13 protein-coding genes and 2 pseudogenes are annotated in these 16,595 nt (G+C 39.7%); 8 read left to right on the top strand and 7 right to left on the bottom strand.

Annotation, left to right across the window (positions count from 1 at the left end; genetic code table 11):
* The 4 genes from B4F08_RS10745 to B4F08_RS10730 all read left to right on the top strand — a co-directional run.
* Nucleotides 1-960: HAD-IC family P-type ATPase (locus B4F08_RS10745; RefSeq protein ID WP_291374358.1), on the top strand; the 960-nt coding region annotated here is incomplete at its 5' end.
* A 9-nt stretch (nucleotides 961-969) separates the two neighbouring features.
* Nucleotides 970-1,605 (top strand): potassium-transporting ATPase subunit KdpC, encoded by a 636-nt coding sequence (kdpC, locus tag B4F08_RS10740; RefSeq protein WP_110975253.1) that lies wholly within the window; start codon nucleotides 970-972, stop codon nucleotides 1,603-1,605.
* 12 nt (nucleotides 1,606-1,617) lie between these two features.
* The gene (locus tag B4F08_RS10735) at nucleotides 1,618-4,266 is read left to right on the top strand and encodes a sensor histidine kinase (protein ID WP_291374357.1); all 2,649 of its coding nucleotides are present in this window, start codon (nucleotides 1,618-1,620) and stop codon (nucleotides 4,264-4,266) included.
* A gap of 11 nt (nucleotides 4,267-4,277) precedes the next feature.
* On the top strand, nucleotides 4,278-4,979 hold the full coding sequence (locus tag B4F08_RS10730; protein WP_291374356.1) for a response regulator: 702 nt from the start codon (nucleotides 4,278-4,280) through the stop codon (nucleotides 4,977-4,979).
* A gap of 58 nt (nucleotides 4,980-5,037) precedes the next feature.
* Here B4F08_RS10730 and B4F08_RS10725 read toward each other — a convergent pair.
* Nucleotides 5,038-5,760, bottom strand: a pseudogene (locus B4F08_RS10725) (LysR substrate-binding domain-containing protein); the annotation flags it as partial.
* Between the two features lie 31 nt (nucleotides 5,761-5,791).
* Here B4F08_RS10725 and B4F08_RS10720 point away from each other — a divergent pair.
* Genes B4F08_RS10720 through B4F08_RS10710 form a run of 3 tightly spaced genes read left to right on the top strand, consistent with a single transcriptional unit; the run spans nucleotide 5,792 to nucleotide 7,183 of the window.
* A complete protein-coding gene (locus B4F08_RS10720) occupies nucleotides 5,792-6,199 on the top strand; it encodes a hypothetical protein (protein ID WP_291374355.1) in 408 nt (135 codons plus the stop codon).
* An 8-nt stretch (nucleotides 6,200-6,207) separates the two neighbouring features.
* Nucleotides 6,208-6,789 (top strand): GNAT family N-acetyltransferase, encoded by a 582-nt coding sequence (locus tag B4F08_RS10715; protein ID WP_291374354.1) that lies wholly within the window; start codon nucleotides 6,208-6,210, stop codon nucleotides 6,787-6,789.
* A 4-nt stretch (nucleotides 6,790-6,793) separates the two neighbouring features.
* Nucleotides 6,794-7,183 (top strand): hypothetical protein, encoded by a 390-nt coding sequence (locus B4F08_RS10710; protein ID WP_291374353.1) that lies wholly within the window; start codon nucleotides 6,794-6,796, stop codon nucleotides 7,181-7,183.
* Here B4F08_RS10710 and B4F08_RS10705 read toward each other — a convergent pair.
* A pseudogene (locus B4F08_RS10705) lies at nucleotides 7,180-7,924 on the bottom strand (IS982 family transposase). The gene B4F08_RS10710 and the pseudogene B4F08_RS10705 overlap by 4 nt on opposite strands.
* Nucleotides 7,925-8,131: 207 nt before the next feature.
* On the opposite strand from B4F08_RS10705, the gene B4F08_RS10700 reads away from it, so the two are divergent.
* Entirely contained in the window at nucleotides 8,132-8,884 is a 753-nt protein-coding gene (locus B4F08_RS10700; protein ID WP_110975249.1) for an SDR family oxidoreductase, read from the top strand.
* A gap of 132 nt (nucleotides 8,885-9,016) precedes the next feature.
* Here B4F08_RS10700 and B4F08_RS10695 read toward each other — a convergent pair whose 3' ends face one another.
* The 5 genes from B4F08_RS10695 to dnaE all read right to left on the bottom strand — a co-directional run.
* Nucleotides 9,017-11,023, bottom strand: a complete 2,007-nt coding sequence (locus tag B4F08_RS10695; RefSeq protein WP_291374352.1) for an esterase/lipase family protein — start codon at nucleotides 11,021-11,023, stop codon at nucleotides 9,017-9,019.
* A gap of 132 nt (nucleotides 11,024-11,155) precedes the next feature.
* Nucleotides 11,156-12,058, bottom strand: a complete 903-nt coding sequence (locus tag B4F08_RS10690) for an ABUW_2363 family tetratricopeptide repeat lipoprotein (RefSeq protein ID WP_086207761.1) — start codon at nucleotides 12,056-12,058, stop codon at nucleotides 11,156-11,158.
* 123 nt (nucleotides 12,059-12,181) lie between these two features.
* Nucleotides 12,182-12,991, bottom strand: coding sequence for a serine O-acetyltransferase (gene cysE / locus B4F08_RS10685; RefSeq protein WP_086207760.1), 810 nt, complete (start codon nucleotides 12,989-12,991; stop codon nucleotides 12,182-12,184).
* Nucleotides 12,984-13,832 carry an RNA methyltransferase gene (locus tag B4F08_RS10680; protein WP_291374351.1) on the bottom strand — a complete coding sequence of 283 codons (849 nt, stop codon included), beginning with the start codon at nucleotides 13,830-13,832 and terminating at the stop codon, nucleotides 12,984-12,986. The genes cysE and B4F08_RS10680 overlap by 8 nt, the downstream gene beginning before the upstream one ends.
* Before the next feature lie 34 nt (nucleotides 13,833-13,866).
* Nucleotides 13,867-16,595, bottom strand: a 2,729-nt coding sequence (gene dnaE, locus B4F08_RS10675; protein WP_291374350.1) for a DNA polymerase III subunit alpha, incomplete at its 5' end; no start/stop codon positions are given.

The following is a 16,595-nucleotide window of genomic DNA, read 5'->3' as shown; positions in this document are numbered from 1 at the left end:
TTAGGTGAAAGTATCCAAGAGCCGAAAGATGCTGAGTTCATTCAATTTAGTGCCTCAACTCGTCTTTCAGGAGTAAATCTAGCAACTGGACAAACGATTCGTAAAGGTGCTGTGGACGCGATTCTTAACTTTACCCATCAAGAAATCAAAGACAACATTGAGCTTAAAACCCGTGTAGAGCAAGTGGCTTCTAAAGGTGCAACACCACTTGTGGTGGCTTCAAATCACAGTATTTTAGGGGTGATTGAACTCTCAGATGTAATTAAACAAGGTATTAAAGAACGCTTTGCGCTGTTACGTGAGATGGGTATCAAAACCATTATGGTCACGGGAGACAATCCATTGACTGCGGCTGCGATTGCGGCTGAAGCAGGGGTGGATGACTATATTGCAGAAGCGAGACCTGAGGACAAATTGGCTTGTATTCGTAACGAGCAAGCAGCAGGAAAATTAGTCGCAATGGTCGGTGATGGTACCAACGATGCACCTGCTTTGGCGCAGGCAGATATTGGTTTAGCCATGAATTCGGGTACGCAAGCTGCCAAAGAAGCTGGCAATATGGTGGATTTGGATTCTGATCCAACCAAATTGCTAGATGTGGTTGAAATTGGTAAACAGCAATTGATTACTCGTGGAGCATTAACCACTTTTTCGTTGGCAAATGACGTCTCTAAGTATTTTGTGATTTTACCTGCATTGTTTGCCGTGGCGATTCCACAACTTGGGGTACTGAATATTTTACAGTTGAGTAGTCCAAGCAGTGCCGTGATTTCCGCTTTGATCTTTAATGCTTTGATTATTCCAATGTTGATTCCATTGGCACTCAAAGGCGTTCAATTCAAACCTGCCAGTGCGCTGCAATTGTTACGCCGTAATATGCTGATTTACGGTGTAGGTGGTGTGATCTTTCCGTTTATTGTGATCAAGCTTATTGACCTTGTTGTGTCATTGTGGATTTAGGAGTTGGAAATGAATACTTTATTGAGTCATGAGCAATTGAATCAACAGGACTTGGCATTATCTAATCAAGGACATTCAGTCCTACGTCCGAGTTTTGGTTTGATCGTGGTTGGTTTTTTCATTGCAGGCATGTTGTACGCTACAGCAAGTGTCTCGATTGCACAGTTGATCTTTCCCAAACAAGCCAATGGTAGTGTCATTGAACTGAATGGTAAAATTATTGGTTCAAGTTTGGTAGGACAAAACTTTGTTAGTGAACAATATTTCCATGGACGACCGAGTGCTGTAAGTTACAATGTCGATGGGATGGCAGGCAGTAATTTGGCGGTTTCTAATCCTGATTTGCAAAAACAAATTAAAGAGCGAACAGTGCAATTTGCCCAGAATAATCATATTACTGAGCAACAAGTGCCAAATGAGATGGTGACAGCATCAGGAAGCGGAATCGACCCAGATATTTCACCTGAAAGTGCTTTATTACAGGTGAAACGTGTGGCACAGCAACATCATTTGCCTGAGCAGCAAGTTCGTGATTTGGTACAACAACAAATTCAGCCTGCACAATTCGGTGTATATGGGCAAGCCCGAGTGAATGTACTACAGCTAAATTTAGCCTTAGATCAATTGTCTTCGACCACACGTTGATAGAGCGTAATTATGCAGATCGACCGTAATAACAAAGCTGATGCATGGCTGGCACATAGTCAACGTGAACAGTCTGGACGTCTGACCATTTTCTTGGGAGCTGCGCCTGGAGTCGGGAAAACCTATGCCATGTTGACCCGAGCGCATGAATTGATGCGGCAAGGGCAGCATGCGGTGGTGGGTGTAGTGGAAACCCACGGTCGGTCTGATACAGAACGTTTGATCCAAGGACTGAATGTTATTCCAAGAAAGTCTGTGGAATATCAAGGGCGAATGTTAGACGAGATGGATCTCGACCAAATTCTTAAATTAAAGCCTCAAATTGTGCTTGTTGATGAACTTGCCCATAGGAATGTACCCAATAGTCGGCATGAATATCGTTGGCAAGATGTCAATGAGTTGTTGGATGCAGGCATTGATGTCTATAGCACCTTAAATATTCAGCATTTGGAAAGCCTCAATGATGTGGTTTTTCAAATTACGGGGATTCGGGTAACTGAAACCGTCCCCGATGCATTACTGAAACGTTTGAAAGATATTCGATTGGTTGATTTACCTGTTCCAGAATTATTAGAACGGATGAATCATGGCAAGATTTATTTCGCCGATGTTGCCCCTCATGCATTACAAGGTTTTTTTAAAGCTGCAAATTTGACGGCGTTACGTGATCTAGCGATTCAAACTGTTGCAGGGCAGGTCGATATTGATTATCGAGAAAAGTTTGTTGCACAAGGGCAGATCATCCCGATTCAAAATCATGTCATGTTGGCGATAGATGGTTCTGAATTCTCTGAAGATTTGGTACGCCGTGCCCATCGGATTGCGGAAAGACGCAATGCAATGTGGAGCGTCATTTCGATTCAAAAAAGTAAGGTTGAAACGACCCAATCCTTTGCAGTGACAAAGGCTTTTAATCTAGCACGTAAGCTCGGTGCAGACACTTATTTACTCTATAGCAATCATATTGCATCGACCATTTTACAGGCAGCTTATGATTATGGTGCATCGAATATTTTACTTGGTAAAAGCCCTCAAAAATCGTTATGGCAGCGCCTATTTTCAGATCATATTGCCGATCAACTGTTAGAGAAACAACATCCTTTTGAAATCACCTTTGTTCAGCCTTTAAAAGTCAAAAATAATGAAAAGCGTTTGCAGAAAGATGTGGCTCATTCATCTTGGCTGGAACAAGGTTTAGCATTTAATCAACGTGAAGTGTTTGAAAGTATTATCATTGTGTTGCTAGGACTGATTGTGGCAGCAATCAGTGATCATTTTATTGGGTATACTGACCTAGCCTTAATTTTTATTGTGACCGTATTACTGGTTGCGATACGCGCCCGCATGTTGATCACGATTATCAGCGTATTCATCTGTTTTTTACTCTACAACTATTTTTTTATCGAACCTCGATTTACCTTTATGATTAGCGCTGAACGAGGCGTGATTACCATCATTACGTTTATTGTCTCAGCCTTACTGGTTGGGCGTTTAGCCAACCAATTACGTGCGCAGGTCTTGAGTTTACGTGCTGCAAATTCAGTCTCGTTACAGTTGCAAGAATTGGAAAGAAAGCTATCAACCTGTGTAGATATTGAACAGGTGTTAAATGTCGCCAAACAACATCTGGAAACCTCATTAAATGCCATGGTTTGGTTAAAAGTTGAAAATCAGTCTTTGGGTGATATATCTGCCTTAAATGAAAAAGATCAAATAGCCGCAGATTGGACGCAGAAGAATGCGAAACCCTGTGGACGCTTTACCAACACACTGACTAATTCTGAATGGTGGTTTATTCCATTAAATTTGGTGAAAGAATATGGCGTAATTGCAATTCGCTTTCATCAAAATGCTCAAACCATCAGTTTTGAATTACAACGTTTAACTGAGTTGATGATTGAAGATATTGCGCAAACTGTTGCTCGGGTACAACTGTCTTTACAGTTAGAAAATTCTCGTGTGGTGGCTGAAACGGAAAAGTTGCGTTCCGCCTTACTTTCTTCGGTCTCGCATGATTTACGTTCACCCTTAGCCGCGATGATTGGTTCAGCAGATACGCTTAAATATTATGGCGAACAGATGCCTGAAAGCGATCGCCATGAATTATTAGACACTATTCACATTGAAGGGGAACGACTGGATCGTTATATACAAAACCTATTGGATATGACTCGACTAGGTCATCAGGGTTTGACTTTAAGTCGTGCTTGGATCGGTGCAGATGAACTGATTGGCTCGGCAACTCAACGACTGAAACGCTATCAGCCTGAGGTGAAAATCGAAGTTGCTTTGGCGGAAGAACTTCCGCAATTGTATGTGCATCCTGCTTTGATTGAACAAGCCATTTTTAATGTCTTGGAAAATGCCGCTAAATTTTCACCAAATGATGTTCCGATTGAAGTGAAGATTCAGCAAGAGGAACAATTTCTGCAAATTGACATTATCGATCAAGGGATTGGCATTCCCGAAGATGAACGTGAGCAAATCTTTGATATGTTCTACACCATGCAGCGTGGTGATCGTGGTAAAACGGGAACAGGTTTAGGGCTGGCGATTGTCAAAGCCATTATTGGCGCACATATGGGCAGTATCGAAGCTTTTGCTGGAACAGATGGTCAAGGTACCTTAATTCGCATACGATTACCGTTACATCAGGATTAAAATTATTATTTATGCCGCAAACAATTTATCCAAATGCATCAATTCTGATTATTGATGATGAACCTCAAATTCGAAAATTTTTAGACATTGCCTTACGTGCACAAGGTTATCAGGTGCATGTTGCTGAAAATGGCATGAAAGGCTTAGAAATTTTGGCAACACGAGGTGCGGATTTACTGATTTTAGATTTGGGTTTACCGGATATGGAAGGACAGCAGGTATTGACCGAGATGAGGCAATGGTCAGATATTCCTGTGATTGTGTTATCTGCCCGTCCTGATGAAAATCAAAAAATTAAATTGCTCGATGCGGGTGCAAACGACTATGTCACCAAACCGTTTAGCATTCAGGAATTATGTGCCCGTATTCGGGTGATGTTTCGCAATAAACCACAACAGTCTGAACAGAATATTGTATTTGATGATGGTCAATTATCTGTGGATGTGGCTGAACATGTAGTGAGGTTCGCGAATGAAGAAATTATTCTGACCAAAAAAGAATTTCAACTGTTAACACTATTGATTCGCCATCAGGGTAAGATCGTTACGCAAAAGCAAATTATGACGGAGTTATGGGGCATTAGCCATGAAGACGATACTCATTATCTTCGAATCTTGGTGAAAAAACTGAGGACTAAAGTTGGAGATTCTGCGGTTACTCCAAAATATATTTTTACCATTGCAGGCGTGGGGTTACGATTTTTGGAAAGATAAGGTATTGGTATTTTCTTGCTTATCTAGGTTGAATATTGATTCATAAAAAGACCCAAGATTATACGATGGGATGATCCTTAAACAATTGTAATATCCATTCAATAAAGACTTTTTGTTTAGGTGAAACCAATCTTTTAGACGGATAGAGCAGAGACACAGGCATAGACGGTACAGTATAGTGTTCTAAAATTCGGCAAAGCAATCCTTGTTCTAGCACTTTGATATGAGCATAGTGAGGCACTTGAATAATACCAAAATGCTGTTGGGCTGCGGCTGAATAGGTATTTGCTCCGTTGACTTGAATATTGAAAGGCAAGTCATAAAGTTGCGTTTTGTTTTGAATGATAAATTCGAGTGGCAGATGTTTCTGGCGTGCACTTGAATAGAAGCCCACCATAAAATGCTCATGCAGATCATCTAAATGATTTGGAGTACCGCGCTTTTCCAAATACCTTGGACTCGCAAGAGTTATTTGTTGCAAATGACCTAAGTGTCTTACAATTAGTTCACTCTTGTTCAGTTGTCCAATACGAATAACACAATCAATGCCTTCCTTAATCACATCGACATAGCGGTCACTTTCTGTCAGTTGTACCTGAATGCCAGGATATTCACTTTGAAACTTATGCAGATGAGGCAAAATAAAATACGCAGCAAACACTCCATGTACTTCTATCTTTAAGGTTCCTTGAGGTTTTGCATTGAGAAAATCATGATCTGATTCATTGATATAGTCCAAGATATACTTACAACGTTCGTAATAAATTTGACCTTCATCAGTTGTTTCCTTAGAATGTAGAAAATCATTAAGAATGACTGAAAATGTTGATGAAATTTTATTAAAAGCTCAAGATAAAATATTTGATGCAATATCTGATAAGAATAATTTGAGGAATTTTCTAGAAGCAGTAGTAAAAGAAGAACGTATAAAATCTAAATTCTCAATTGATTATTTTAATCCACATATTATAGAGAAAAATTATACTAAAAAAGTAACTATTCCCTCAATTTTTCTTGAAAGTGCTTTAATTAAATTAAAGGAATTAAATTTTAATGTCATTGATTATAATAGAATAGTTTTAATATTGAAGTATATTTTGGATTGTGCTGGCGCAACTATTAATGACTTAATTTGTAAATTTCCTGAAGTTGAAAATAATATTGATTATATTATTGAGGTTTTGGTAAAGCAAGAAATTTTAGAATTTACTGATGAATAAGGTGTTATATGAATCATAATTTTGAATTGAATAATTTAGATAATAAAAATTTGAGAGGAGAGAGAGTTTTTTTAAGATCTTTAATTGTTGAGGATGCTAAAGAAATTTATGAAGCTATTCAATGTTCACTTGATAAATTGAGGGAATTTCCTGCAACAATGATATGGGCATTAGAAGAACCTAGTATAGAGAATTCAATAAATTTTTGTAGGTTTATGAAAGAACAATTTGAAAGAAATAAAGAAATTGTTTTTACAATTAGAATTAACAACTCTAATAAGCTAATAGGATTGATTGGCTTACATAATATAAAATGGAATATTCCAAGAGGAGAAATTGGTATATGGGGAAATTCTTGTTACTCTAAAAATGGCTATATGACAGAAGCTATGAAAATTCTGATTAATTTTTTAAAAAATGATCTTAAATTTAATAGAATTGAAGCTTTTGTAGACCAGGAAAATATTAATGCCATAAAGATTTGCAAAAATTCTAAATTTGAACTTGAAGGAATTATGAAAAATGCATTGAAAAATCCTTTAAATAATTCTTTAAGAAATTTATGTATATATTCAATTACAGAAGTATAGAGTTATGAATTTAAAAGACTATCAACATAAAGAACTTCATTCGGTTTTGGATATACATAGCTTTTGTAGTCTTAGTTATTCTGGACCTCATATTGGTTTTAATCTTAATACTAGTGAAAAAATATTTACTAAAAGAATATATATTGAGAAAGGCATAGTACGTCACCGAAGTGTACGAGATTTTAGCACTATTAATATTGATGAGATGGATGTATCTAAGATAATATCATTATGTTTAATGCGTGATAATGAAAATAGATCAAACTTAGTTTCTGCTGGAAATATACAAGGGCTGAGACTAATGGGTATATGTAGTAAAACAGGTAAAATTGTAAATGATTTTGAGATATTAGAAGAAATTTATCATTATACTGATAACCCGAATCCTGTTTAAGCCAATGCTTCCACAACCCGAATGATTGGCTTGTTTTGATGACATAATTGGTAAGCACATAAAGAGGCATAAATACCAGCTAAATAGCCTTCAACACTTCTCTCGTTAATTGTTACCAAATTATATTTCCCTTTGAGCAAACTAAATAACGTTTCTATTTTGTTGCGCTGCTTTATAAAGCTTTGCTTTTAATCCTTCTACCAACTGTTTAGCCATTTTGATGTCTGCTGTATGTTCATTAGATAAAACTGAGTTCACAATCTCACCTGATTGATTCATCAGTAAATGTAGCTTACAACCAAAGAACCATCCCATTGAGCTTTTACCACGCGTTGCAATTGATGATATGGATTTATGTCGCTGAATACGCTGATTTTTACAGACTGGCAAAGTAATTGAATCAATCCATAAATACGAACTTTGATGATCTTTCATCACAGCGAAATGCAAGGCATGTAAAGCGAGTTGATGTGTATTCACTAAATAAATCATGCGCTGATAACAGGGTAAACTTTTAAATAAATGGCTTTTGTCTTGTTTTAACGAGGAGAAGAATGCTTTGAAGTTATTAAAATGAGAACATTTATACTAAATCGCAATGAAGATGATTTCTGAAATACTCAGTTGAGCGGTTCGAATTCTTAGACAATGGTTACATTCTTTAAGAAATTTCCAGTAAGTCGCTTCAAATTTTAAGAAGAAATCATCAATTGCACAAAATAATTCTGTACTATCGAACATAAGGACTAGAGTTGTGAGTTTGGTGTGGTAACTCAACTGATAGCTCTAGTCCTCTTCTTTTTCAAGCCTATTTCTTATCCATCTTTTTGTAGATCCTTTGTTCGGCTAATTCGGATAAAGATGTCAGAACTGGCTAGATTATCTTGCTATTTATGAACAGTATCATAGAACGTATCCCATGGTAAGTTTCACTCGATGAGGTCATCAATGAATACAGCAGTGCAAGAAAAACAGAAAAAAGTAATTTTAATTACAGGGGCCTCAAGAGGTATAGGGGCATTTACAGCAAGTTTATTGGCCCAGCAAGGACATAGCATCATCATTAATTATGCCAATAATGATCAAGAGGCAAATGCTGTGGTGCAAAAAATTCAAGCGAATGGTGGAACAGCAACAGCATTTAAGGCAAATATTAGCCATTCAGATGAAGTGACTCAGTTATTTGATTATGCAATTCAGACTTATGGCAGACTGGATGTGCTGATGAATAATGCAGGCATTATGCGACTCAATAAAATTGAAGACGTGGATGATGAAACGATTGATCAACTTTTGGCAATCAATCTAAAAGGACCATTATATACCATGCGTGAAGCGGCCAAGCGCTTGGCTCATGGCGGTAAAATTATTAACTTATCCAGCAGTGTTGTGGGTATGAAGCTTGAGACTTATGGTGTTTATACTGCGTCAAAAGCTGCCATAGAGTCTTTAACTGCGATTTTAGCCAAAGAGTTAAGAGGTAAAAATATTACGGTGAATGCGATTGCACCAGGGCCAACAGCAACAGCGCTTTTTCTCGAAGGGAAAAGTGATGAACTGATTGCACGGCTAATTCAGGCGGCGCCTTTAGAGCGTTTAGGTACAGTTGAGGATATTGCTGCTGTATTAGATTTTGCAGTCAATGAAGGAAGTAATTGGGTCAATGCCCAAATACTTCGGGTCAATGGTGGGATTGTTTAAATAAAAATTGTAGTATCCCACGAATACAAGGGTTGAGAAGTATTGTAGTTGGCTGTACCTATTAACGACTCAACTGTTGATATAAACGAAGTAAATAAAAAAAGCCTAAACAAAAGTTTAGGCTTTTTATGATCAAGGTTTATATAGTCCCAATTCTGTAAGGTGTAGTCGCAGAATACGGCGCAACTCAAGTACCGCTTCAGGGGTTTCCTGAATAGAATGTCCACCTTTAATAATTTTCTCAGACAATGCCCCATCCAGATGGGCACTGGTATAAGGTACGACATCATCAGTAATCACATTGATATCATTACTGTTGGTCATATTCCCCATAATACTGTGAAATTTCATCCCCTTATACGGAACAATATTTTTAGTTAACTGAGTAAATTTAGAGTTTTTACTGAGGTCGCTTGGGCCATTTTGAATTAACCCATTATCTATATCTTTGATAAATGCTTGTAGATCAGGGTCACTACTTTGTAATACATCAGTTAATGCACCTAAAAAAGCACCTGGTAGTTTAATTACTTTACGCGCAGCAAGGGTAAACCAACGGTCAGCAAATTCTGTTCCTCGATGTGGTGCTGCCAAGAAAATGGCACGACTAAAGTTTGGAATTGGCTGAATATCTAAGCGTGATTTAAATAATGGATCATTTTTAAATTGTTTGGCGCGCCAATCTGGAAGTAATTTGATTGCTGCAGATGTTAAGTCTGCATCACTGACTAAAAGCCGCGCAATAATGCCCCCCATGCTATGCCCAATCAGCACTGCGTCTTTTTTTGCAGAAGCTTTGTTATCGACTTGACTAAAAGCTTGTTGGATCACTGCATAAATTTGAAAGCGACTCTCCAGAATAGGCATGTTTGTGGAGTAGAAAACCTGCCACACTTGGTAATGCTCACGCAATACAGGGTCACCCATTACATCGTTGGTTAGACGAATCCATGCCTCAGGACTGCTTGCAAGACCGTGAATAAGAACGATGACTTTCTTGTTCGGGTTATAAGGTTCAAGCATATACAAATGAGGCATGGTCAGGCGTTCATCACGATCTATCAGTGACAAATAAGCAGACTTACCTAGATTATTTTGTGCCAGCCATAAGCCATATGGTGCTGAAAAATTTGCTGCCAGTGGATAAGTCTTTCCAGCTATTTCAGCAGTTTCATATTTATATGGATCATAGGCTGTCATCTCAAACTCTGGACTATTTAAGATTTCATCCACATTTGCCGCAGAACGAGGTTGGGCTGTGATGGTCGCTGCTAAATAACGAGCATTATGGATATTGGGATTATGGCCATTTGTATACTGATGATGTAATGGATCAACAATATATTTTGTTTTTTCAGGTGAGATGTCGTGAGGTTCTGCAGGCAGTACAATTAAAAACTCAGAACCAAATCCATCTCGACGGGTAATTGAACGCAAACCTGAAAAGTTCAAATTATACGTCGACATGAGTTGTTCAATTTTTTGATTTTTTAAAAGTGAATATTTGTCGAAATTAATGCGATAAATGCTTTTGCCGACTTGGATTTGGGTCGTAACATCTGAAGGCTCATAACGTAAACCATAAGCACTAACTAGTTTGGCAATTGCTTGGTTATAAAAGTCTCGAAGTTGTACTTGACGGTTATCAAAAATTCGATCTTGTGGGCCACGTTTAGTTTTAAACATATAAGCATAACTATAGCGAATACTTTTATCGAGCATGCCGAGCTGTTGATCTAAACAGTTTTGGTAATTTTGCTTTTGAACAGCCTTTTTTTCTTCTGACTGCGTCTTAACCAAAATACTGATTTTACATGCCGATGATTTTTCTAAAGAAAGTGCTTTGGCAAGATAAAGTTCACTTGCCGTTGATAGTAATTGCTCATCCTGAATTTGGGGAATTTGTTTGAGTTCGTTCACACATTCCTCAGGCTGTTCAGAACAGACTTTGGCTTCTCTGCCTGTCATAGATAACACATTCAGACTTGCTTCACTGAGCTTATCGCGCGTTAAAATACTTTCACGTTCGTTGTTAATGGTGACGTTCAGTGATTGATTTTTTACACTGACCACTTGGCAACCACTCAAGATAGAAATCAGAGCAGTGAGCATTAAGGTGCTACGGATGTATTTAGGCATAAACGAGTCTACTGCGATCTATTTTTTTGAATTTTTTAAATCATACGATAATTCTCGGATTTATCAATTCGCTCAAAAAAAAATAGACCGAAAAGTTCGGTCTATTTTAGAGTGTGTTACAAAAGTAGCGAATTATTTGCTCGTATTTAATACTTGCCAAACATTCCAACGACCTTGTTTTTCAATTTCAGTAATCAAGCGATCTGCAACTTCAGCTTCTTGAGGGTATTTCAACTTGTAGTTTTTCAGCGTTTGCACCGCATTCTTCTTCTGTTCCATCGCGATGTAGTTATTTGCACTCGCTAAATAAGCTTCTTGAACACCAGACTTCATGGCTTTATCTAAATACGGCATAGCTTCACGTTGACCACCCCCTTCAGACAGGGCAAAACCAAACCAGAAGTTTGCTTCAGGGTCTTCTTGATTAAGCTTTAAAATACGCTGAGCATAAGTTAAAGATTTGGTGGTATACACGGAACCTAAGTCTAAATTACGAGCCATAACGCTAGCTTTGAATGCACGAATGAGTACATCAAATGATGCATTGTCTTTTGATGCCAACGTATCTAACTGCTGGGTCACTTCTTTTAATTTTGACTCAAAACCTTTACGTTCTTGGCGCTCTGTAAAACGAGGTGGGTAATGGCGTGCTTTACCTTCAACCAACTGCAAGAAGTCATCAATTTCAGTGATGTCGACTTCGTTGTCACCTGCCAGCACCGCGTATTTCAACTGACGTTCTTTGCTATTAACAGTTGGAATAATCAACTTATTGGTGTCTAAAACCATTTTCTTCGATGGATCATCAGAACGTGTCACTTCCATCTTGGTTACAGGTTGTGAAGCAGCCTTTTTTAAATTAATTTCAAACGGAGGAGGCGCATCATAGTTAAATGGATTTAATGCGTAAAACGGTGCAGTTAATTCAGGCTCAGTAAACACAATGGTATTGTTATTATTTTTCGGTGGGGTTGTGCTACACGCTGTTAAAAACGACACTGTAAGTACAGCAACCGCTAAGGGTTTAAGCATCATAAGGTTCATCCATTCATTATTTTAAGAAGTGGTGTAAAAGGCATGTCCGTCAGTCTAAGAAAACTCTGAGGAACATGCAAGGCTTGCTATAGGCTGGTTTTCAAAAACTAACACTTTTCATGTTTAATCATTTGATGGAGTGCTTTGAGCTTCACATTCACGGCGAACGTCTTCCAAAATTTTCAGTTCTTCAGCACTAAAGGGTTGTTCATTTTGTTGCTGTTTTTTAAAGGTTGGATCAAGTAACGACAAACGTTGGCATAAGGTATTCATACGTTTTTCATTCAACTGAATACGGTCGAGCAGGACGCGCATGCCTTCAAGTATAGGATCGGACTGGTCTTGCGTTGCAGCATAAGCTTGGAAGCCGATACTTTCTGCATAATCACGACGATGTGTTTCAGCCTCATCTTTTGGTTTATCTTTTGATATGAAACGCGCTGGATTGCCAACGGCAGTGGTATCGGCAGGTACTGCTTTTGTCACAACTGCATTTGAGCCAACCTTCGCATTCTTACCGACTGTAAAGGGGCCTAAAATTTTAGCGCCTGCACCAACAACTACGCCGTCTTCTAAAGTCGGATGGCGTTTGCCTTTATTCCAAGTTGTACCGCCTAAAGTTACACCGTGATAGAGGGTTACATCATCGCCAATTTCAGCTGTTTCACCAATCACAACGCCCATGCCGTGGTCGATAAAAAAACGACGACCAATTTTAGCGCCTGGGTGAATTTCAATCCCTGTTGCAAAACGGCTGAAAGAAGACAATAAGCGTGCAGAGCCCTTACATTCCTTTTTCCATAATTCATGCGCCATACGGTGCATGATCAACGCGTGGATACCTGGGTATGTGGTTAGAACTTCTAAAGTGTTTCGTGCTGCAGGATCGCGCGCGAATACAGCTTGTACATCTTCTTTGAGCTGTTTAAGCATTAGATTGATCCTCTATTTGATCCGTATTTGACTTTTTCCATGTGCCATTATTTAAGGCTTGTACACGACTAAAAATACCACGAAGTAAATGATATTCCATACGATCTAATTGTATACGTCCAAAAAGGCGACGCAAGCGTAAAGGCAATAATCGCGGATTTTTTGGATCTAAAAATTCAATTTCAGCCAACATTTTTTCAATGTGTGGATAGAACTGTTCCATTTGCTCATGTGTGACCAAAGGCTCATCCCACTGCATGGACTCTGTATCTGTCACAGGCATGGTTGCAGCTTCATCTTCACCACTTTCTACAGCAGCCAAAGTTGCCATACGCATTTCATAACAGATGACCTGAATAGCTTGAGCTACATTCAGTACGCCATAGTCTGTATTGACTGGAATAGTAACGTGGTAGTTGGCCATCGCCAGTTCTTCATTGGTCAGTCCGCGGTCTTCACGACCAAAGACCACAGCAACATCTTGTTGATCACTCAGCACTGCTGAAATTGATTTTTCTGCCGCAGGACGTGCGTCTAGCAAAGGCCAAGGAATAGTACGACTACGTGCACTGGTACCAAACACTAAATGGCAGTCTTTGATGGCATCGGCAAGGGTTTCAACAATTTCAATCTGCGCGATTAAATCAGTTGCACCCGCTGCTAAAGCATCAATATCGGGATGTGGATAGGTTTTTGGCGCAACCAAAACCAGCTTTGAGAGTCCCATTGTTTTCATGGCACGTAATGCGCTTCCAATGTTCGCAGGGAGTGTAGTATTGACCATGACAATACGCACATGGGAGAGATGCGCTGAAACAGCGGCATTGTCAAATTGGCTCATGATTTTTCCAATGAATTTTAAAATTTGAAAATATTTAAGAGAACTGACCGACCTCAGCCTGATATAAGTCCATGGCATCATCCATGCTCATATCCGCAGGTGGCGGTGGTACATCTACGGGTTTGGCTTCTTCATAGCTGACCGCTTTGGCAGCTTTAGATTTGACTTGATATTCCACATGAAGATTTTCTTTACCAAAATAGTCACGAAGTTTAGACAGCAGTTCATCTAGCGGTGCCACTTTCCAATTGATCCCTAAGTGCAATTCAGCTGTGGCATACGGGTAGTCCAACAGTAATTGTAGCGGAATGTGATTACACATATCGACATTACAGAAGGGTGCAAGAATATTTTTCAAATCTTGGTTCAGTGCTTTCGTACTATGCGTTGGGTCAAGGCGAATTTGAATACAGTTGGCACGTTTTTGGCGAATTTCATTTAGGGTAAATGCTTTGGTCAAGCGTCCCATTGGACGGTCAAAGCCTTCACGCTCGTAAATTTCACCTTCAATCACCACCACTTTTTCATTTTGAATGATGTCTTTAAAACGCATAAAGCGTTCATGATTCGCAGAGACTTCAATTCGGGCAGTCCCATCATCTAAGGTGACCATCATTCGGTTTGGAAAGTTGGCTACATCGACTACAAGACCAGCAAAAACAGTGGTTACCCCACGACGTGTAGGGGTGAGTTCATTGATTTTATTTGGAATAAATGCTTTCAGCTCTGCACGGTATACATCAATTGGGTGACCAGTTAAATACAAACCTAAGGTGTCTTTTTCACCTTTGAGACGGACTTCATCTGACCACGGTTTCACAGGTTTGGCAGGTTTACGCTGTACTTCTTCAACCTCACCAAACAAGTCCATGATGCCTGTTTCACGGTTTGAACGAGCTTGCTCCGCCGCTTGTACTGCTTCTGGAAGTTGCGCCATTAAACTGGAGCGCTCAATACCAAGACAGTCTAAAGCACCTGAGCGAATTAATGCTTCTAAAGTCCGTTTATTGATTTTTTTCAGATCAATACGATGGCAGAAATCAAACAAGTCACGATACGGCCCATCTTGGATACGCGAGTCAATGACTGACTGCATCGCGGCTTCACCGACGCCTTTAATTGCACCGAGTCCATAGACGATCGTTTTGTCGTCCGAAGCATGGAATTGATAGATAGACATATTGACCGAAGGTGGCAATACATCTATATCATTGTGTCGACAGTCATCAATCAAGAACACCACGTTATCGGTGTTTTGCATTTCCGATGACATCACTGCTGCTAAGAATTCAGCTGGATAATGCGCTTTGAGCCATGCGGTTTGATAGGCAACCAGTGCATAAGCTGCGGCATGTGATTTGTTAAAGCCATAACCTGCGAACTTTTCCATATAGTCAAAGATATGGTTGGCAGTTGCTTCATCAATGTCTTTTTTGGCTGCACCTTCCGTGAAAATTTGGCGCTGTTTGACCATTTCTTCGGGCTTTTTCTTACCCATCGCACGACGTAGTAAGTCCGCACCACCTAAGCTATAGCCCGCACAATACTGTGCTGCCTGCATCACCTGTTCTTGGTAAACCATAATGCCGTAAGTCGGTTCAAGTACACCTTCAAGTAGGGGATGGAGATATTCAAACTCACCACCATGCATACGGTGGATAAAGTCCGGGATCAGGTCCATCGGGCCTGGACGGTAAAGGGATACAAAGGCGATAATTTCTTCAAATTTGCTTGGACGTGCTTCCTTGAGCATTTTTTTCATGCCCACGGATTCAAACTGGAAGACGGCTGTAGTGTTGGCATTGGCAAAGATGAGGTATGCATCTTTGTCATCAAGCGGAATGAAGGCAATGTCTAAAGGCACATCGAGCTTAATGCGCTTATTGATATTCTTCACGGCATCTTCAATAACCGTTAAGTTACGTAGACCCAAGAAGTCGAACTTTACTAGACCAGCAGATTCAACGTCGTCTTTATCATACTGCGCAACACGGCCTGTACCATCTGCGTCACACAGCACGGCAGAAAAGTCGGTAATTTTAGTCGGGGAAATGACCACGCCACCTGCGTGTTTACCTGTGTTACGGGTAATGCCTTCGAGTTTTAATGCCATTTCCCAAATTTCAGCCGCATCGTCATTGTCTGGGTTGGATGGGTTAGTGACAATGTCTTTCAGCTGTGGCTCTGCTTCAATCGACTCTTCAAGGCTTAAACCTAAAGGTTTGGTCGGAATCATTTTTGAGATTCGGTCAGCCAAACCATAGGATTTACCCAAGACACGTGCCACATCACGAATAGCACCTTTGGCTGCCATGGTACCGAAAGTGGCAATTTGTGATACTGCATCGCGTCCATAGGTACGCGCCACATAGTCAATGACACGGTCACGACCAGCAATACAGAAATCGACATCGAAGTCGGGCATTGAAACACGTTCTGGGTTTAAGAAGCGTTCAAAAAGTAGCCCGTATGGGAGAGGGTCGAGATCTGTAATTTTTAAGCTGTAGGCAACCAACGAACCTGCACCTGAACCACGGCCTGGACCAACGGGCACGCCATTACCTTTGGACCATTGGATAAAGTCCATGACAATCAAGAAGTAGCCTGGGAAACCCATTTTAAGAATGGTCCCGATTTCATACTCTAAACGATCATCATATTCTTTACGTTTTTCAGGCCAGTATTCATCACGCGTTTCTGGTGGATATAAAAAGTCTAAACGTTCTTCTAAACCTTCTTTGGATAAATGTGCAAAGTAGGTGT

This window comes from Acinetobacter sp. UBA6720, from assembly GCF_002454215.1.
In the GTDB taxonomy this organism is placed as follows: Bacteria; Pseudomonadota; Gammaproteobacteria; order Pseudomonadales; family Moraxellaceae; genus Acinetobacter.
The sequence above is the reverse complement of the archived record's forward strand: the minus strand, read 5'-3'. Positions and strand labels throughout refer to the sequence as shown.

Bases quoted from the DNA above. Each gene is read 5' to 3' on its own strand.
- B4F08_RS10710 (WP_291374353.1), top strand. From the start codon at position 6,794: ATGAATTTAAAAGACTATCAACATAAAGAACTTCATTCGGTTTTGGAT.
- B4F08_RS10700 (WP_110975249.1), top strand. From the start codon at position 8,132: ATGAATACAGCAGTGCAAGAAAAACAGAAAAAAGTAATTTTAATTACA.
- B4F08_RS10715 (WP_291374354.1), top strand. From the start codon at position 6,208: ATGAATCATAATTTTGAATTGAATAATTTAGATAATAAAAATTTGAGA.
- B4F08_RS10730 (WP_291374356.1), top strand. From the start codon at position 4,278: ATGCCGCAAACAATTTATCCAAATGCATCAATTCTGATTATTGATGAT.
- kdpC (WP_110975253.1), top strand. From the start codon at position 970: ATGAATACTTTATTGAGTCATGAGCAATTGAATCAACAGGACTTGGCA.
- B4F08_RS10720 (WP_291374355.1), top strand. From the start codon at position 5,792: ATGACTGAAAATGTTGATGAAATTTTATTAAAAGCTCAAGATAAAATA.
- B4F08_RS10735 (WP_291374357.1), top strand. From the start codon at position 1,618: ATGCAGATCGACCGTAATAACAAAGCTGATGCATGGCTGGCACATAGT.
- B4F08_RS10695 (WP_291374352.1), bottom strand. From the start codon at position 11,023: ATGCCTAAATACATCCGTAGCACCTTAATGCTCACTGCTCTGATTTCT.
- B4F08_RS10690 (WP_086207761.1), bottom strand. From the start codon at position 12,058: ATGATGCTTAAACCCTTAGCGGTTGCTGTACTTACAGTGTCGTTTTTA.
- B4F08_RS10680 (WP_291374351.1), bottom strand. From the start codon at position 13,832: ATGAGCCAATTTGACAATGCCGCTGTTTCAGCGCATCTCTCCCATGTG.
- cysE (WP_086207760.1), bottom strand. From the start codon at position 12,991: ATGCTTAAACAGCTCAAAGAAGATGTACAAGCTGTATTCGCGCGCGAT.